Origin of the sequence: Streptomyces sp. NPDC056169 (genome assembly GCF_042268445.1) — a bacterium.
In the GTDB taxonomy this organism is placed as follows: domain Bacteria; phylum Actinomycetota; class Actinomycetes; order Streptomycetales; family Streptomycetaceae; genus Streptomyces.
On the sequence record NZ_JBHJUO010000015.1, the window covers coordinates 1 to 17,507 of the forward strand.

Annotated in this window: 15 protein-coding genes; 3 read left to right on the forward strand and 12 right to left on the reverse strand. The window is 71.0% G+C overall.

Features of this window, described 5'->3' with window-relative positions:
- Positions 1–163 precede the first annotated feature (163 nt).
- Positions 164–1,741: an MDR family MFS transporter gene (locus ACFC0G_RS24815; protein WP_376406795.1), complete on the reverse strand. Its 1,578-nt coding sequence runs from the start codon at positions 1,739–1,741 to the stop codon at positions 164–166.
- Between the two features lie 103 nt (positions 1,742–1,844).
- Between ACFC0G_RS24815 and ACFC0G_RS24820 the strand changes: the two genes are divergently transcribed.
- Complete coding sequence (locus ACFC0G_RS24820) at positions 1,845–2,408, forward strand: TetR/AcrR family transcriptional regulator (protein ID WP_376406797.1); 564 nt, start codon at positions 1,845–1,847, stop codon at positions 2,406–2,408.
- Between the two features lie 22 nt (positions 2,409–2,430).
- Here ACFC0G_RS24820 and ACFC0G_RS24825 read toward each other — a convergent pair whose 3' ends face one another.
- A complete protein-coding gene (locus ACFC0G_RS24825; protein WP_376406799.1) occupies positions 2,431–3,147 on the reverse strand; it encodes a M23 family metallopeptidase in 717 nt (238 codons plus the stop codon).
- Positions 3,148–3,623: 476 nt separating this feature from the next.
- On the opposite strand from ACFC0G_RS24825, the gene ACFC0G_RS24830 reads away from it, so the two are divergent.
- The gene (locus tag ACFC0G_RS24830; protein ID WP_376406801.1) at positions 3,624–6,632 is read left to right on the forward strand and encodes an NACHT domain-containing protein; all 3,009 of its coding nucleotides are present in this window, start codon (positions 3,624–3,626) and stop codon (positions 6,630–6,632) included.
- Positions 6,633–6,708: 76 nt separating this feature from the next.
- On the opposite strand, the gene ACFC0G_RS24835 is transcribed toward ACFC0G_RS24830, so the two are convergent.
- A complete protein-coding gene (locus tag ACFC0G_RS24835; protein ID WP_376406803.1) occupies positions 6,709–9,231 on the reverse strand; it encodes an ATP-dependent Clp protease ATP-binding subunit in 2,523 nt (840 codons plus the stop codon).
- 518 nt (positions 9,232–9,749) lie between these two features.
- Between ACFC0G_RS24835 and ACFC0G_RS24840 the strand changes: the two genes are divergently transcribed.
- Positions 9,750–10,364, forward strand: a complete 615-nt coding sequence (locus ACFC0G_RS24840) for an SCO3374 family protein (RefSeq protein WP_376406805.1) — start codon at positions 9,750–9,752, stop codon at positions 10,362–10,364.
- On the opposite strand, the gene ACFC0G_RS24845 is transcribed toward ACFC0G_RS24840, so the two are convergent.
- From ACFC0G_RS24845 to panC, 9 genes are all read right to left on the reverse strand, one after another.
- Positions 10,343–10,675 carry an Lsr2 family protein gene (locus tag ACFC0G_RS24845; protein ID WP_017240029.1) on the reverse strand — a complete coding sequence of 111 codons (333 nt, stop codon included), beginning with the start codon at positions 10,673–10,675 and terminating at the stop codon, positions 10,343–10,345. The two genes, ACFC0G_RS24840 and ACFC0G_RS24845, sit on opposite strands and share 22 nt — an antisense overlap.
- A gap of 189 nt (positions 10,676–10,864) precedes the next feature.
- Entirely contained in the window at positions 10,865–11,410 is a 546-nt protein-coding gene (locus tag ACFC0G_RS24850; RefSeq protein WP_376406807.1) for an amino-acid N-acetyltransferase, read from the reverse strand.
- 9 nt (positions 11,411–11,419) lie between these two features.
- Entirely contained in the window at positions 11,420–11,890 is a 471-nt protein-coding gene (locus tag ACFC0G_RS24855) for a BlaI/MecI/CopY family transcriptional regulator (protein ID WP_376406809.1), read from the reverse strand.
- Between the two features lie 121 nt (positions 11,891–12,011).
- Positions 12,012–12,191, reverse strand: a complete 180-nt coding sequence (locus tag ACFC0G_RS24860; protein WP_376406811.1) for a hypothetical protein — start codon at positions 12,189–12,191, stop codon at positions 12,012–12,014.
- Between the two features lie 14 nt (positions 12,192–12,205).
- A complete protein-coding gene (locus tag ACFC0G_RS24865) occupies positions 12,206–12,805 on the reverse strand; it encodes a hypothetical protein (RefSeq protein WP_376406813.1) in 600 nt (199 codons plus the stop codon).
- A gap of 141 nt (positions 12,806–12,946) precedes the next feature.
- Positions 12,947–13,753, reverse strand: a complete 807-nt coding sequence (locus ACFC0G_RS24870) for a type III pantothenate kinase (RefSeq protein WP_376406815.1) — start codon at positions 13,751–13,753, stop codon at positions 12,947–12,949.
- On the reverse strand, positions 13,753–14,775 hold the full coding sequence (gene nadC, locus ACFC0G_RS24875) for a carboxylating nicotinate-nucleotide diphosphorylase (protein ID WP_376406817.1): 1,023 nt from the start codon (positions 14,773–14,775) through the stop codon (positions 13,753–13,755). Before nadC ends, ACFC0G_RS24870 begins: the two co-directional genes overlap by 1 nt.
- On the reverse strand, positions 14,776–16,470 hold the full coding sequence (locus ACFC0G_RS24880; protein ID WP_376406819.1) for an L-aspartate oxidase: 1,695 nt from the start codon (positions 16,468–16,470) through the stop codon (positions 14,776–14,778).
- Positions 16,467–17,402, reverse strand: a complete 936-nt coding sequence (gene panC, locus ACFC0G_RS24885; protein ID WP_376407210.1) for a pantoate--beta-alanine ligase — start codon at positions 17,400–17,402, stop codon at positions 16,467–16,469. Before panC ends, ACFC0G_RS24880 begins: the two co-directional genes overlap by 4 nt.
- Positions 17,403–17,507 lie beyond the last annotated feature (105 nt).

Below are 17,507 nucleotides of genomic sequence, written 5' to 3' on the forward strand. Positions count from 1 at the left end.
TGGGGGTGGGGGGGCGGCCCCACCCCCCCCCCACAACCCGGGTCTGCCCCCCGTGGGGGGGCTGTGGGCGCCACTGCGGGGGGCCTGTCCCGCTAGCGGGGGGGGGGGCCGCCCCTTTGGGGGCCCGCCCCCACCGCCGTACGACACGAGCGTCCGAGCTGCCTCAGACCTTCTCGGCGACCTTCGGGGCGTCGTCGCCTTCCGTCGCCTTCGGCTCCGCCGGGCCGGCGCCGCGCAGCGCGACCTCCTTGACGAAGAGGGCGAAGGCGAAGGCGAGGACGGAGACCACCGCGGCCAGCAGGAAGGCGGAGTGGGTGCCCGCGGAGACCGCGTGCTGGTAGCCCTCGCGCAGCGCCTCCGGCAGCTTGGCCAGGCTCGCCGCGTCGAGCTGGGCGGTCCGCTCCGTGAGCCCGGACCCGCCGCGTGCCGCCATCTCGTCCTGGACCCGGCTCGTGAAGAGCGCGCCCATGATCGCGACGCCGAAGGAGGAGCCGAGCGTCCGGAAGAGGGTGGTGGAGGAGGAGGCGACGCCCATGTCCTTCATCTCGACGCTGTTCTGCGCGACGAGCATGGTGATCTGCATGAGGAAGCCCATGCCGGCACCGAGGAGGGCCATGTAGACGCCGGACGTCAGCCGCGAGGTGCCGGTGTCCATCGTGGAGAGCAGGAAGAGGCCGGCCGTCATGAGGACGCCGCCGACGATCGGGAAGATCTTGTACTTGCCGGTGCTGGTGGTGAACCGGCCGACGACCAGCGAGACGACCATCATCGCCAGCAGCATCGGCAGGAGCAGCAGGCCGGAGTTGGTCGCCGAGGCGCCCTGGACGGACTGCTGGAAGATCGGCAGGTAGAGGACCGCGCCGAACATCACGAAGCCGGTGATGAAGCCGATCAGGGACATCAGGGTGAAGTTGCGGCTGCGGAAGATGTGCAGCGGCACGATCGGGTCGTCGGCCTTGGTCTCCACCCACAGGAAGGCGGCGAGGGCGGCGGCTCCGCCGACCGCGAGGCCGACGATGGTGGCCGAGCCCCAGGCGTACTCCGTGCCGCCCCACGTGGTGACGAGGACGATCGCGGTGATGCCGACGGTCAGCAGTGCGGCGCCGAGGAAGTCGATCCGGGTGCCCGTGGCGCGCTGCTTCTTCGGCAGGTGCAGGACGGTGGTGACCATGGCGAGGGCGACGGCGCCGAGCGGCAGGTTGATGTAGAACGACCAGCGCCAGCCCCAGTGGTCGGTGATGGTGCCGCCGACGAGCGGTCCGCCGATCATCGCGAGGGCCATGACACCGGCCATCATGCCCTGGTACTTGCCGCGCTCGCGGGGCGGGATCAGGTCGCCGATGATGGCCATGACGCCGACCATGAGACCGCCGGCGCCGAGGCCCTGGATCGTGCGGAAGCCGATGAGCTGGCCCATGTCCTGGGCCATGCCGCTGAGCGCCGAGCCGATCAGGAAGATCACGATCGAGGTGAGGAAGACGCCCTTGCGGCCGAACATGTCGCCGACCTTGCCCCAGAGCGGGGTGGAGGCGGCGGTGGCCAGGGTGTAGGCGGTGACGACCCAGGACAGGTGCTCCAGGCCGCCGAGCTCACCGACGATCGTCGGCATCGCGGTGCCGATGATCATGTTGTCCAGCATCGCGAGCAGCATCGCGATCATCAGGGCGAGGAGGACGACTCGGACACTGCGTGCCGGCGGTTCCTTCCCCTCGACCGCTTGCCCCGCCTCTGTGGTCGCCATCGCCATCCCCTTACTTGCCGCCCGGCTAGTTACTAGGATGGGGACGGTAGACCCGCAACTAGCCGGTCGTCAAGTAAGTAAAAGTCGGAGAGCGAGAGCAGTCATGGCCCAGGCACGAGGCAACACCCGCCAGCGCATCCAGGACGTGGCCCTCGCACTCTTCGCCGAGCAGGGCTACGAGAAGACCTCGCTGCGCGAGATCGCCGAGCACCTCGATGTCACCAAGGCCGCGCTCTACTACCACTTCAAGACCAAGGAAGACATCATCATCGGCATCTTCCAGGACCTCACCCGGCCCGTGGACGAGCTGATCGCCTGGGCGCGGGAGCAGCCGCGCACGCTGGAGGTCAGGGAGGAGATCCTGCGCCGCTACCAGGCATCCCTGATCGGCGCGTATCCGCTGTTCCGCTTCATGCAGGAGAACCAGGCGGCCGTGCGCGAGCTGAGCATCGGCATGACCTTCAAGGAGCGGATGCTGGAGCTGAGCGGCCTGGTCCAGGAGCCCGATTTCGCCGTGCTGGACCGGGTCCGCTGCGTGAGTGCGATCTTCACCCTGCACGCAGGGATGTTCTTCATGGACAACGTCGAGGGCGACTCCGAGGACAAGCGCGCGGCCGTCCTCGAAGTCGCCCTCGATCTGCTCACCCAGGCGCACGAAGCGCACTGAGGCTTTTCTCCGACCCTTCGGGTCAGATGCTCACGCCGTGCGACCGCAGGAAGGCGGCCGGGTTCACGGAGGAGCCGTAGTTCGGGGTCGTACGGATTTCGAAGTGCAGGTGCGGGCCGGAGGAGTTGCCGGTGTTGCCCGAGAGGGCGATCTGCTGACCGGCGGCGACCTTCTGGCCGACGTTGACCTTGATCTTCGACAGGTGGGCGTACTGCGAGTACGTGCCGTTGGCGTGCTTGACGACGATCGCGTTGCCGTACGCGGGGCCGTCGCCGCCGCCGTTCGGGCCGGCCTTCACGACGGTGCCCGCGCCCGCGGCCTTGACCGGGGTACCGGTCGGGACGGCGAAGTCCTGGCCGGAGTGCTTGTGGGCCCACATGGCGCCGCCCTGGTTGTAGCTGGCGCTCAGGGTGTACGAGGTGACGGGCTTGACCCAGGCCGGGGTCGCCTTCTTCGCGGCCTTCACGGGCGTCGCCTTCACGGCGACGGCCTTGGTGACGGCGGCCTTCTGGGCGGCGGCCTTCGCGGCGGCGGCCTTCACCTGGGCGGCGACGTGCGCCTGGGTCTCGGCCTGGGCCGCGACCGCGGCGGACGCGGTCGTCACGGAGACCGGGGCGACGGCCTTGCCCTCGGCGGCGAAGGCGGACCCTGCTCCGGCCACCAGCGACGCTCCGAGACCCGCGGTGGCGAGAGCGACGGCGGTGATACGGGCGGCGGGGTTCATGACGCGCTTCGACATACGGGGGAAAACCTCCGGGAAGTACGGGACCCGACGCGAACGGTGCGCTGCGCCGGGCTTGCTCATCCTTGGTAACCCGGACCCCCGCCCAGCCCAAAACACCCCATCTACGACATTGCGTCGTAGCGATCTCTGGGGGAGATCGGGTCTTGACGGCCTTGGCTTCAACCCTTGAAAGCGGACATACCGCCACAAGAGAAACGGTTTAACCGCACGTCGAGGGCGGCCGGAACTGCCCGAAAGGCCGCGCACCGCCCGGTTCGGGACCCTCCGGGACCAAAGGCCCGGCGCTTGATCCCTAAACGTCCCGAATCACTCCTAAACGTCGCCACTATTCCGGTTAGTACCCCTCGAAACGCCTGTGCGCCTTGTCACCCGGCGCCGGTCGCGAATGGGACCTGGGTCACGCAACCGAGCCACCCGGAAGGCCGTCCCGCACTACGCTGGCCGATTCGGGGATCTTCAGGGGGACAGGCATGGAACCGGCACTCATCGGCACCCGGCTCGCGTCGGCCGCGATCGGCCCGCTACTGAAGAAACTGCTGGTCAGCGACGGTCCAGGGGCGGGGCTCACGGGCAAGTCGCGCCCGATCCGGCTGTCCGGCCTCGTCTCCTTCCGCGGCGAGAAGCGCACCCTGACGGAGAAGGACGTCCGCGGGCTCGCGGCGACGCTGGTCGCGCGCTCCCTGGGCGAGGGCGGCGAGACCCCGTTCCCCGCGGACGAGACCGAGGCCGTCGCCCACACCCTGGGGACGGCCCTCCTCGCCCTCGGCGACCTCGACATGGACGACGTCCAGGCGGTCCGCCTCGGCCACCACGCCCTCGCCCGCCGCCTCCGCGCGGCGGCCCCGGCCCCCGACGGCCTCTCCACCGACTCGGTCCTCTACCTGGAGTCGATGACCGAGTGGGCCTGCCTCCACATCCTGGAGTTCTTCACCCAGCGGTCCACGTTCGTGGCGCGCAGCCTGGTCGAGCAGACCCGCGGCCAGGCGGAGCTGATCGCCAAGGTCGACGCACTTCTCACCGGGACCGCGACCACGACCGCACAGGACGCCGCCTTCGAGCGGCGGTACCTGGCGCACCTGGCGAAGAAGCACGGCAGCCTGACGATCTACGGCATCGATCTGCACCACTCGGCGAAGGAATGGCCGCTGGACGTGGCGTACCTGTCCCTTGAGGCGGCGGGCCCCGTCGAGCCGACGGTGCCCATCCCCATACGGCAGGAACTCTCCAAGTCCCACCTCCGCGCCGACCTCGCCCTCGCCCGCCACGACAAGGTCCTCCTGCGGGGCCTCGCCGGCTCGGGCAAGACCACCCTCATCCAGTGGCTGACCGTCTCCGCCGCCTCGGACGACCGCGTGGACGGCATGGCGTACCTCTACGGCCGCGTCCCCTTCGTCCTCCCCCTGCGCACCCTCACCCGCCACGGCGAGCGGCTCCCGGCCCCCGACCGCTTCCTCTCCGCCGCCGGCTGCCCGCTCACCCCGCCCGACGGCTGGGCCGACCGGGTCCTGGCCTCAGGGCGGGGGCTGGTCCTCGTCGACGGCATCGACGAGATCCCCGAGACCGAGCGCGGGCGGGCCCGCGAGTGGCTCCGCGACCTGCTCAGCGCGTACGAGGGCAACCGCTGGCTCGTGACCGCCCGCCCCACCGCCGTGGGCAACGACTGGCTGGCCCGGGACGGCTTCACCGATCTGGTCCTCTCCCCCATGTCCCGCACCGAGGTCGCCACCTTCGTACGCCGGTGGCACCGGGCCGCCGGGCCGGAGGCGGAGCCGTACGAGCAGCAGCTCCTCGACGCGCTCCACACCACCGAACACGTCGCCCAGCTCGCCACCAACCCCCTCATGTGCGGCCTCGTCTGCGCCCTGCACCTCGACCGGCGCGGCTACCTGCCCCGGGGCCGCAAGGCGCTCTACGAGTCCGCGCTCTCGATGCTCCTGTCCCGCCGCGACCGGGAGCGGGGCATGGCGAACCCGTACGGGATCGACCTGGACGCGGCCCCGCAGATCCAGCTGGTCCAGCGGCTCGCCTACTGGCTCACTCGGAACGGCCGGCTCCAGATGGACCGCGCCCACGCCGAGTCGGTCATCGCGGAGGCCGTCCCCGCCATGGTCGAGGCATCCGCCTACGCCCCTGACCGGGTCTTCGCCCACCTCCTCCACCGCAGCGGCCTGCTGCGCGAACCGACCGCCGACACCATCGACTTCGTCCACCGCACCTTCCAGGACTACCTGGCCGCCAAGGCCCTGGTGGACGTCTGGGACATCGGCGTCCTGATCCAGCACGCCGCGGACGACACCTGGGAGGACGTCATCCGCATGGCGGTGGGCCACGCCCGCCCCCACGAGTGCGCGGAGATCCTCCGCGAGCTCCTGAAGGCGGCGGACGCCGCCGAGGACCACCGGACCCAGCTCCGCCTCCTGATCCTGGCGGCGACCGCGCTGACCCACGCGACCGAGGTGACACCGGAGGTACGGGAACAGGTCCTGTCCCGTACGGCGGAACTGGTCCCGCCCCCCACGGCCGACGAGGCCCGCGAGCTGGCGACAGCGGGCCGCATGGTGCTGGACCTGCTCCCGGGCCCGGAGGGGCTGGGGGACGAGGAAGCCCTCATGGCGGTGACCACCGCGACGCACATCCCCTCGGACGCCGCCATCCCCTACCTGGCCGGCTTCGCCCGCGGATCCACGCTCGACGTCCGCGCCCAGCTCGTCTGGGGGTGGCAGCGCTTCGACACCCTCACGTACGCCGAGGCGGTCATCGCCGTCATCGACCCGACCGAGCTGCACTTCACCGTCGTGCACGACGACCAGGCGGCCGAGCTGCTGCGGCTCGGCATCACCCCGGACCGGCTGGAGATCGGCGACGGCGTCTCGGGCGGGGCGCTGGAGGAACTCCTGACCGCCTGCGACCCGCGCATGCTGTTCCTGACGCGCGAGGGCGACGACCCCGACCTCACCCCGCTCGCCGGCCTCACCCGGCTCGAAACACTGTCCCTGGAGTTCTCCGACGCCGTGTTCTGGCGCCTGAGCGGCCTCCCCTCCAGGGCTCCTCTGCGGACACTCTCCTTCGGCGGCTGGCCGGCGGAAGGCATCAAGGGCCTGCGCTCCGCCTCCCGGCTCCGCCAGCTCACGCTCTGGGATGCCCACGCGATCACCGCGGACGACTGGCGGGAGATGACCCTGCTGACGCAGCTCCGGCAGGTCGTCGTCGCGGCCGTGGATCTCGAAACACTCCCGGAGGATGTCGTCCTCCCGTGGATCAGCGAGATCGTGATCTCCGCCCACGACGAGACGCCGCGGTTCGAGCAGGCTGTGCGGGCCTTTCCCGGACTCCAGGTGTTCGCGTTCTTCTCCGACCCCGAGCGCGAGGTGGACGTGGCCCCGCTGGCGGGGCTGGCGGGCCTGGCGGAGGTCCACGCCAACGACGTGCATCTGACAGGCACCGAGCACCTCGCGCCGACGGTACGCATCCTCACCTGAGCACGCGGAAAGGGGCGGCCCCGGAACCGTTCAGGTTCCGGGGCCGCCCCTTCAGCGCTACCGGCTCAGCGGAGCGTCACGCTTCCTTCGAGAGGTTCGGGCCCGTGCCGCCCGTGGCCTCGATCGGCGGGGCGTCCGGCAGGGCCGACTTCTCCTCGCCTCGGAAGGTGAACGTCTTCTCGTCGCCCTCGCCCTCCGTGTCCACGACCACGATGTGACCGGGGCGCAGCTCGCCGAAGAGGATCTTCTCCGACAGCGTGTCCTCGATCTCGCGCTGGATCGTCCGGCGCAGCGGCCGGGCGCCCATCACGGGGTCGTAGCCCTTCTTGGACAGCAGCTCCTTCGCGGACTGGGAGAGCTCGAGGCCCATGTCCCGGTCCTTCAGGCGCTCGTCCACGCGGCCGATCATCAGGTCGACGATCTGGAGGATGTCGTCCTGCGTCAGCTGCGGGAAGACGATGATGTCGTCCACACGGTTGAGGAACTCGGGGCGGAAGTGCTGCTTCAGCTCGTCGCTGACCTTCGCCTTCATCCGCTCGTAGTTGGACTTCGTGTCGCCCTGGGCCGCGAAGCCGAGGTTGAAGCCCTTCGAGATGTCCCTGGTCCCGAGGTTGGTCGTCATGATGATGACCGTGTTCTTGAAGTCCACGACCCGGCCCTGGGAGTCGGTCAGGCGACCGTCCTCCAGGATCTGGAGAAGGGAATTGAAGATATCGGGGTGGGCCTTCTCGACCTCGTCGAAGAGGACGACGGAGAACGGCTTGCGGCGCACCTTCTCGGTGAGCTGGCCGCCCTCTTCGTAGCCGACGTATCCGGGCGGCGAACCGAAGAGACGGGAAACCGTGTGCTTCTCGCTGAACTCCGACATGTCGAGGGAGATCATCGCGTCCTCGTCGCCGAAGAGGAATTCGGCGAGGGCCTTCGAAAGCTCGGTCTTACCGACACCGGACGGACCGGCGAAGATGAACGAGCCACCGGGGCGCTTCGGGTCCTTCAGACCGGCACGCGTACGACGGATCGCCCGCGACAGGCCGATGACGGCGTCCTTCTGGCCGATGACGCGCTTGTGGAGCTCGTCCTCCATGCGGAGCAGGCGGCTGGACTCCTCCTCGGTCAGCTTGAAGACCGGGATGCCCGTGGCGGTCGCGAGGACCTCGGCGATCAGCTCGCCGTCGACCTCGGCCACGACGTCCATGTCGCCGGCCTTCCACTCCTTCTCGCGCTTGGCCTTCGCGGCGAGGAGCTGCTTCTCCTTGTCGCGGAGAGAGGCGGCCTTCTCGAAGTCCTGCGAGTCGATCGCGGACTCCTTGTCCCGGCGGACGCCGGCGATCTTCTCGTCGAACTCGCGGAGGTCCGGCGGCGCGGTCATCCGGCGGATGCGCATCCGGGAGCCGGCCTCGTCGATCAGGTCGATCGCCTTGTCCGGGAGGAAGCGGTCCGAGATGTACCGGTCGGCCAGGGTCGCGGCCTGGACGAGGGCCTCGTCGGTGATGGAGACCCGGTGGTGGGCCTCGTACCGGTCGCGCAGACCCTTGAGGATCTCGATGGTGTGCGGCAGCGACGGCTCGGCGACCTGGATGGGCTGGAAGCGGCGCTCGAGGGCCGCGTCCTTCTCCAGGTACTTGCGGTACTCGTCGAGCGTGGTGGCACCGATGGTCTGGAGCTCACCGCGGGCCAGCATCGGCTTGAGAATGCTGGCGGCGTCGATCGCGCCCTCGGCGGCACCCGCACCCACGAGGGTGTGGAGCTCGTCGATGAACAGGATGATGTCGCCGCGGGTGCGGATCTCCTTGAGGACCTTCTTCAGGCGCTCCTCGAAGTCACCGCGGTAGCGGGAGCCGGCGACCAGCGCGCCGAGGTCCAGGGTGTAGAGGTGCTTGTCCTTGAGGGTCTCGGGCACCTCGCCCTTGACGATGGCCTGCGCCAGGCCCTCGACGACGGCGGTCTTGCCGACGCCGGGCTCGCCGATGAGGACCGGGTTGTTCTTGGTGCGGCGGGACAGCACCTGCATGACCCGCTCGATCTCCTTCTCGCGCCCGATGACCGGGTCGAGCTTGGATTCGCGGGCCGCCTGGGTGAGGTTCCGGCCGAACTGGTCGAGGACCAGGGACGTCGAGGGGGTGCCCTCGGCAGGGCCGCCGGCCGTGGCGGCTTCCTTGCCCTGGTAGCCGGAGAGCAGCTGGATGACCTGCTGCCGCACCCGGTTGAGGTCGGCGCCCAGCTTCACGAGGACCTGGGCGGCGACGCCCTCGCCCTCGCGGATCAGGCCGAGCAGGATGTGCTCGGTGCCGATGTAGTTGTGGCCGAGCTGGAGGGCCTCGCGGAGCGAGAGCTCCAGGACCTTCTTGGCACGAGGAGTGAAGGGGATGTGCCCGGACGGGGCCTGCTGCCCCTGACCGATGATCTCCTCCACCTGCTGGCGGACCGCCTCGAGCGAAATCCCGAGGCTCTCCAGGGCCTTAGCGGCGACACCCTCACCCTCGTGGATAAGGCCCAGAAGGATGTGCTCGGTGCCGATGTAGTTGTGGTTGAGCATCCGGGCTTCTTCCTGAGCCAGGACGACAACCCGCCGCGCGCGGTCGGTGAACCTCTCGAACATCGTTAATCGCTCCTCAGAGCGGTCAGTCAGTTAGGGGTCGATCCCCTCCCTGTCCTTCCGCAGCTTAGTCCCGCAAGCGGGGACCGCTCATTCCAACTGCCGACATCCGTCCGGATCACCCCTCTTCCGCGGGGAGACCTGCCGCCGAACAACCGACAAATGCTCCAACCCGATGGTGCGAGACGATGTTCCCGCAGGCCAAGTAGTTACCCGCGCCTTGAGTACGCCGATGGCGAACGTGAGACGCAGAAGCCCGCGAGTCGCCCCTCTCCACTAGGAATGTCTTACCCGTAAGCACTGACACTCCATGCGGCGCACCCCGGTTCCCTCCGCTACCAGCGAACAACCTTGCGCTGCCGAATGCGCCCGTACGCCCCATCACGGACACCTTGCGCGTCCGGAGCGGGACCGTGCGTCACCGCGAACGTCGCCACGGACGTCACCGAGGACGGATCGCGGGCGGGTCGCCGACGGGTCGCGGGCGTAACCAAGAGGGCTTCGCGGGAGTTGCCCAGGGCATGGCCTTCACCGTCCCGTTCCCCCGCTCGCCGCTCGACGGCGATGGCGATGGTGTCGACGCCGGCGGTCTGGCGCGGTGGTACGAGCACGAGCTCGGCTGGGCGGCGGTGGCCGGCCCCCCGGTACAGCTGGTCACGGGGCTGCGCTTCGACGTCCTGGAGCTGCCAGCGGCGGCCGGCCGTGGCGTGCTGCGCCGGATGGGCGCCGCGACGGGTCCGGTGGCCCTGATGGGGCGCCGGATGCGGCTGCTCGTGGCCGCGGGGAGCGCGGAGGAGCTCCCTGGGCTGCTCGACTGGCTCGAGTGGGGCGGGATCTCACTGGATCTCGCGATCCTGGGCACCGACGGCCGGATGACCGCGCCCCTCCCCCCGGGGCGGGGCGGTTCCGGCGCGCCGGGTGCCGCGGTCTGGCTGCGGGCGCCCGTGCCGGGGCGCGAGGTGGAATCCTCGCTGCCGGCCCTGCGGTCCGCGCCCTGGAGCGGTGCGGACGCCCCCTGCCTGGTGCGCCTCGTGGCCGCAGCCGCCGCGGAGTGCCACCGGGCGCGGCTGCTGAGTGCCCGGACCGGTGGCCCGGCGCCTCAGCAGCTGTCGCCTCAGCGGTTCGCGTCCTCGTAGGCGGCCTTGACGGTGGCGGGCACACGACCGCGGTCGTTCACGTCGTAGCCGTTCTCCTTGGCCCACGCGCGAATCTTGGCGGTGTCGGGGCTACCGGCCGCGACACGGCCCTTTCCACGCCCACCGGTGGTGCGGCCTCCGGTACGACGACCGCCCGCGGTGTACGGCTCGAGCAGGCCGCGGAGCTTTTCCGCGTTGGCGGTGGTGAGGTCGATCTCGTAGGTCTTGCCGTCCAGCGCGAACGTCACCGTCTCGTCCGCCTCGACGCCGTCGAGGTCGTCGACAAGAAGGACCTGAACCTTCTGTGCCACCGGATTTCCTTTCATCGAAAATGCAGTACGCGGAAAGGAAACCGCTTTTCCCGGAAAAACACAAACCCCTGGGAGAGGTTCAGAACCCCGACGGCGCGGGAAACATGCGCGATTCGGACATAGGGATCCGGTTCGGGATCGCTTGGGGATCGCTTCGGGTTCGCATCGGGTTCGCCGCGGGGTTCCGGGTCACAGGTGCAGAAGCATGCGACTGTTGCCCAAGGTGTTCGGCTTCACTCGTTCGAGACCGAGGAACTCGGCGACGCCCTCGTCATAGGAACGGAGGAGCTCGCTGTAGACATCTCCGTCGACCGGGGTCTCGCCGATCTCGACGAAGCCGTGCTTCGCGAAGAAGTCGACTTCGAAGGTCAGGCAGAATACCCGCCGCACCCCGAGCCATCGGGCGGTGTGCAACAACTTGTCCAGCACCTGATGTCCGACGCCGGCTCCCTTGAAGTCGGCGTCGACGGCGAGTGTGCGGACTTCCGCGAGGTCTTCCCACATGACGTGCAGAGCGCCGCAACCGACGACCGTGGCGTCCTCGTCGCGTTCCGCGACCCAGAACTCCTGGATGGACTCGTAAAGGGTCACGGTCGCCTTGTCGAGAAGGATGCCGCGCTGGACGAAAGGATCGACGAGCCGGCGGACCGCGGCGACATCACTGGTGCGGGCCCTGCGTACGGTGACGGCTTTGGCGGAGGCCGCGGAAGCGGCCGGGGAAGCAGACGGCGACATGGGGGGACGCTATCGCTCCTGGCCCTCGGATCCGTCGGCGCCCTTGTCGGACACGGCTTCTTCGGCCTTCGCGGCCCGAGAGGTCTCCGCGGCCTCTTCGGGCGGGGCGGGGAGTGGGTTGTCGCGCTGGACGATACGGATGGCGTCGTTCAGTGCCTCGCGCTGGTCCTGCGACATCATGCCGAAGAAGGCGACGAGGGCGGCGGCGGGGTTGTCGCTCTGGGCCCAGGCCTCGTTCATCAGCGCGGCCGAGTATGCGGCCCGGGTGGAGACCGCCGTATATCGATAGGCGCGGCCGTCGACTTCCCTGCGCACCCAGCCCTTCTGATGGAGATTGTCCATGACGGTCATGACGGTGGTGTAGGCGATGGACCGTTCCTGCTGGAGGTCTTCCAGAACTTCCCGGACGGTCACCGGTCGGTTCCATTGCCAGACGCGCGTCATGACGGCGTCCTCAAGCTCTCCCAATGGACGGGGCACAGTGCCACCTTAGTTCGCAAAGGGTTGGCAAGCGGCTATTTCCGTCGAGAAACGCAACAAAAAGGACGCGCGACCTCGAAAGGTCGCACGTCCCGGTGAGGCGGTGCCTTCGGCGCGGAGCCTAGGAAGTGGCGGCGCCGTTCGTCTGGCGGGTGGCCTCGGCGCGGGCGATCGCGGCGTCGACGGCCGCGTCCTCCTTGGCCTTGTTCGGGCCGCCCTGGCTCTTGACGATCGTGACGACGAGGCCGATGAAGAAGGCGGCCATCACGACGGGGGGCAGGAGCGCGGATACGTAGTCCATGCCGTCCAGAGTAGCTATCCGGCGACCCGCTCCTCGGGCGGGGGCGGGGGTACGGGCCGTCGGCGCGGCGGGAACACCTCGGAGGGCTTGGGCACCGGGCGCTCACCGGGGGTGGGGCCGGACGGCGGGTTCGGCTTCGGCTCGTCGGCCGCCGCACGCCCGCCGGGGAGGGCGAGCAGCCGCGCGCGCGCGATCGCCGCACCGACGGGGACGGCGGGGGCGGTGGAGCCCGTCGCCTGGGAGACCCTGGCGAGCCGGGCGCGGACGGAGCGCTCGGCGAGGATCCGGCAGCGGGCGAGCAGCTCGGCGGCGGCCGGGTTGCCGCGCAGGGCGCGCAGGGCGGCGAGGTCGTCGACCCCGGGGTCGTACCCGGCGCTCAGGGCGTCCCGGAGGAGCCCCAGATAGCCGGTGAGCGACCCGGGGAGGGCCTCGCGGTAGCGGGCCAGGTCGTCGAGGAGGAAGGCGCGCAGCCGGCCGGCCTCGCGTACCGCCTCGTCCACGGATTCGGCCAGGCGCAGGCAGTCCTGGACGTCCTCGTCCTGGAGGGGGGCAGGGTGGAGGGCGATGGCAAGGGCGCGTCGGAGCACACGCAGCTCGTCCGCACTGAATGCCATGCCGCCGCGAGATCCGTATGGCGTGGGCATGGGCCGACGATACGCGCTAATCGGACAATTTTCTCTTAGCGATCATTCCGGCGCGCCGGAATGATCGCTACCGGGCGGCCGGAATGATCACCACCGGGCAGGGCTCCGCCCTCACATCCGGGAGACGTTCCGCTCGTACACCAGCCGCAGGCCGATCAGGGTCAGCCAGGGCTCGTGCTCGTCGATCTCCGCCGACTCGCCGAGGACCATCGGGGCGAGACCGCCCGTGGCGATGACGGTGACGTCGGAGGGGTCGCCCTGCGGGCCGACGAGCTCGCGCTTCATCCGCGCCACCACGCCGTCGACCTGGCCCGCGTAGCCGTAGATGATGCCCGACTGCATGGCCTCGACCGTGTTCTTGCCGATCACGTTCCGCGGGCGGGCCAGCTCGATCTTGCGGAGCATGGCCCCCTTCACGCCCAGCGCCTCGACCGAGATCTCGATGCCCGGCGCGATGGCCCCGCCCGCGTACTCGCCGCGCGCGGTGACCGCGTCGTACGTCGTCGCCGTGCCGAAGTCGACGACGATCGCCGGACCGCCGTACAGCTCGACCGCCGCGGCCGCGTTGATCACGCGGTCCGCGCCGACCTCCTTCGGGTTGTCGGTGATGACCGGGACGCCCGTCTTGACGCCCGGCTCCACCAGGACCGCCGGCACGTCCCCGTAGTACCGGCGGGTCACCTCGCGCAGCTCGTGCAGCACCGAGGGGACCGTCGCGCAGATGGCGATCCCCTCGATGCCGTCGCTCAGCTCGACGCCGAGCAGGGGGTGCATGCCCATGAGGCCCTGGAGCAGGACCGCCATCTCGTCGGCGGTCCTGCGCGGGTCCGTGGAGATCCGCCAGTGCTCGACGATCTCCTCGCCGTCGAAGAGGCCGAGGACCGTGTGCGTGTTGCCGACGTCGATGGTGAGCAGCATCAGGCCCGCACCTCGCGCAGGTCGAGGCCGATGTCGAGGATCGGGGAGGAGTGGGTGAGCCCGCCGACCGCCAGGTAGTCGACACCGGTCGCCGCGTACGCCGCCGCGTTCTCCAGGGTCAGCCGGCCGGAGGACTCCAGGACGGCGCGGCCCGCGACCAGCGCGACGGCCTCCGCGGTCTCGCCGGGGGTGAAGTTGTCGAGCAGGATCAGGTCGGCGCCCGCGTCCAGGACCTCGCCGATCTGGTCCATCGTGTCGACCTCGACCTCGATCGGCACCTCGGGGAACAGCTCCCGTACGGCCTTGAAGGCCTCGGCCACGCCGCCGGCCGCCACCACGTGGTTGTCCTTCACGAGGGCCGCGTCGGAGAGCGACATGCGGTGGTTGACGCCGCCGCCGCAGCGCACCGCGTACTTCTCCAGGGCGCGCAGCCCCGGGGTCGTCTTGCGGGTGTCGCGGACCTTGGCCTTCGTGCCCTCCAGGGCGTCCGCCCACGCGCGCGTGGCGGTGGCGATGCCGGAGAGGCGACACAGGATGTTGAGCGCGCTGCGCTCGCCGGTGAGCAGGTCGCGGGTGCGGGCGGTGACGCTGAGGAGCGTCTGCCCCGCCTCGACGCGCTCGCCGTCCTCGACGTGCCGCTCGACCTCGAACTCGTCCGTGCAGACGATCGACAGGACGGCTTCGGCGACCCGCAGCCCCGCCACGACACCGGCCTCGCGGGCGGTGAAGTCGGCGGTGGCGACGGCCTCCTCGGGGACGGTCGCCACGGTCGTCACGTCCACGCCGCCGTCGAGGTCCTCGGCGATCGCGAGGTGGGCGATGTCCTCGACCTGTACGGGGTCGAGGCCGGCGTCCGCGAGGAGCTCGGCGAGCGCGGGGTCGAGCCCGCACTCGAACTCCTCGCCCTCGCCACAGGCGCAGCCGTCGCCGCAGCCGCCGGCCTCGGGGGCCGCGGAGGGGGCGCTGATCTGGATCAGAGGGACGTCCACGGGCTCGGGACGGGCTTCCTCGGGCGTGGTCACTTACGGCTCCCTGGGGGCGTCGAGGGTCGGGGGGAAGTCGGGGGTGTCGGTGGTGCGGACGTCGAGGGTCCGCTCCGGGGTGAGACGGACGACGAGGTGCCGGTGCCAGGCCGTGTCGTCCCGGTCGGGGTGGTCCTCGCGCCAGTGGCAGCCGCGGGTCTCCTCGCGGCGGCGGGCGGCGGCGACCAGGACCCGGGCGACGCACAGCAGGTTGGTGGTCTCCCAGGACTCCACGCCGGGCTCGGCCGCCTTGGTGTCGTCGCTGCCGCCCGCCAGGGCGTCGCTGTGCAGGGCGTCGAGGGCCTCGGCGGCCTCCCGCAGGCTGCGCTCGGAGCGGAGCACCCCGGCGCCGGCCGTCATGACCCGCTGGATCCGGGTCCGGGCGCCCGCCACCGGCAGCGGCAGGGTCACCGGGGCCGGGTGCGGCACCGGGGCGCCGGGCACGCGCGGGGCGGCGGCCGTGATCTCCTCGGCGATCCGCTCGGCGAAGACCAGGCCCTCCAGGAGCGAGTTCGAGGCGAGCCGGTTGGCGCCGTGGACGCCGGTGCAGGCGACCTCGCCGCACGCGTACAGGCCGGGGACCGTGGTCCGGCCGCGCAGGTCCGTGCGGATGCCGCCGGAGGCGTAGTGCGCGGCGGGGGCGACCGGGATCGGCTCGGTCACCGGGTCGATGCCGTGGAGGCGGCAGGCGGCCAGGATCGTGGGGAAGCGCTCCGCCCACATCTCGGCGCCGAAGTGACGGGCGTCGAGGTACATGTGCTCGGTGCCCTGCTCCTGCATCCGGCGCGTGATCGCCTTGGCGACGATGTCGCGGGGCGCGAGCTCGGCCAGCTCGTGCTGCCCGAGCATGAAGCGGACCCCGTCGGCGTCGACCAGGTGCGCGCCCTCGCCCCTGACCGCCTCGGAGACCAGCGGCTGCTGGCCCTCGGAGTCGGCGCCGAGGAACAGGACCGTCGGGTGGAACTGGACGAACTCCAGGTCGGAGACCTCGGCCCCGGCGCGCAGTGCGAGCGCGACGCCGTCGCCGGTGGAGACCGCCGGGTTGGTGGTGGCGGAGAAGACCTGGCCCATGCCGCCGGTGGCGAGGACCACGGCGGGGGCGTGGACGGCTCCGACGCCGTCGTGCTGGCCCTCGCCCATGACGTGCAGGGTCACCCCGGCCGTACGGCCCTCGGCGTCGGTGAGGAGGTCCAGGACGAGGGCGTGCTCGATGAAGCGCACCCCCCGGTCCCGTATCGCCTCGACCAGGGCGCGGGAGATCTCGGCGCCGGTCGCGTCGCCGCCGGCGTGGGCGATGCGGCGGCGGTGGTGGCCGCCCTCGCGGGTCAGCGCGATCTCGCCGTCGGCGGTCTTGTCGAAGTCGGCGCCGGTCGAGATGAGACGGCGGACGGCGGCGGGGCCGTCGGTGACGAGCAGCCGCACGGCCTCCTCGTCGCAGAGCCCGGCACCGGCGACGAGGGTGTCGTCGAGGTGCTGCTCGGGGGTGTCGCCGTCGCCGAGCGCGGCGGCGATGCCGCCCTGCGCCCAGCGGGTGGAGCCGTCGTCGAGCCGGGCCTTGGTGACGACGACGGTACGGAGCCCGGCGGCGGTGCAGCGCAGGGCGGCGGTGAGGCCCGCGACGCCGGAGCCGACCACGACGACATCGGCGTCGATGGCCCAGCCCGGTGCGGGCGCGTGCAGCCGTATTCCGGTCACTTGGTGGCTCCGAAGGTCAGGGGGATGTTGTCGATGAGGCGCGTGGTCCCCACCCGCGCGGCGACGGCGAGGACCGCCTCGCCGTCGTGGTCGCCGGCGACGTCGGTGAAGTCGGCCGGGTCGACGAGGGCCAGGTAGTCGAGGCTGAGCGGCGGCTCGGCCCTCGCCGCGTCGTCGAGGACGGCGCGGGCGGCGGCCCGGACGGCTTCGGCGGCGCCGCCCTCGGCCGCCTGCGCGACCGCGTGGGCGTCGGCGGCGGCCCGGGCCTCGCCGAGCCGCGAGAGCGCCTCCGCGCGGTTCTCGGCCCGGCCCTGGGCGCCCGGCAGGGAAGCAGCACGCGCGCGCAGTGCCTCCTGGGCGGCGAGCCGCTCGCGGGCGGCGAACAGCGCGCCGGACAGCGCGAGGGCCGTACGGCGCTCCTCGGCCGACAGGTAGCGGTTGCGGCTGGAGAGGGCGAGGCCGTCGGTCTCGCGGACGGTCTCCACGCCGACGATCTCGACCGGGAAGTTCAGGTCCCGGGCCATGCGCCGGATCAGGGCCAGCTGCTGGGCGTCCTTCTGGCCGAAGAAGGCCAGATCGGGCGAGGTGAGGTGGAGGAGCTTGGCGACGACGGTCAGCATGCCGTCGAAGTGACCGGGCCGGGAGGCGCCTTCGAGGCGCTCGCCCATGGGGCCCGCGGTGATCCGGACCTGGGGCTCGCCGCCCGGGTAGACCTCGTCGGCGGAGGGCGCGAAGACGACGCTCGCACCGGCGTCGAAGGCCAGCTCCAGGTCGGCTTCGAGGGTGCGGGGGTAGCGGTCGAGGTCCTCGCCCGCGCCGAACTGGAGCGGGTTGACGAAGACGGTGACGACGACGAAGCCCTTGGCTCCGACGCGCTCGCGGGCGGCGCGGATCAGGGTGGCGTGGCCGTCGTGGAGGGCGCCCATGGTCATGACGACGGCGTTGTGGCCGGGCAGGCCGTGGTGGGCGGCCGCGTACTCCAGGTCCTCCACCGTGGGAACGAGTTCGGCCGGCTCGTGGCGAACCCGCCGGCCGCC

Coding starts and splice junctions, on each gene's coding strand:
- ACFC0G_RS24820 (WP_376406797.1), top strand. CDS start 1,845: ATGGCCCAGGCACGAGGCAACACCCGCCAGCGCATCCAGGACGTGGCC.
- ACFC0G_RS24830 (WP_376406801.1), top strand. CDS start 3,624: ATGGAACCGGCACTCATCGGCACCCGGCTCGCGTCGGCCGCGATCGGC.
- ACFC0G_RS24865 (WP_376406813.1), bottom strand. CDS start 12,805: ATGGCATTCAGTGCGGACGAGCTGCGTGTGCTCCGACGCGCCCTTGCC.
- ACFC0G_RS24860 (WP_376406811.1), bottom strand. CDS start 12,191: ATGGACTACGTATCCGCGCTCCTGCCCCCCGTCGTGATGGCCGCCTTC.
- ACFC0G_RS24835 (WP_376406803.1), bottom strand. CDS start 9,231: ATGTTCGAGAGGTTCACCGACCGCGCGCGGCGGGTTGTCGTCCTGGCT.
- panC (WP_376407210.1), bottom strand. CDS start 17,402: ATGACCATGGGCGCCCTCCACGACGGCCACGCCACCCTGATCCGCGCC.
- ACFC0G_RS24850 (WP_376406807.1), bottom strand. CDS start 11,410: ATGTCGCCGTCTGCTTCCCCGGCCGCTTCCGCGGCCTCCGCCAAAGCC.
- ACFC0G_RS24815 (WP_376406795.1), bottom strand. CDS start 1,741: ATGGCGACCACAGAGGCGGGGCAAGCGGTCGAGGGGAAGGAACCGCCG.
- ACFC0G_RS24840 (WP_376406805.1), top strand. CDS start 9,750: ATGGCCTTCACCGTCCCGTTCCCCCGCTCGCCGCTCGACGGCGATGGC.
- ACFC0G_RS24825 (WP_376406799.1), bottom strand. CDS start 3,147: ATGTCGAAGCGCGTCATGAACCCCGCCGCCCGTATCACCGCCGTCGCT.
- ACFC0G_RS24870 (WP_376406815.1), bottom strand. CDS start 13,753: ATGCTGCTCACCATCGACGTCGGCAACACGCACACGGTCCTCGGCCTC.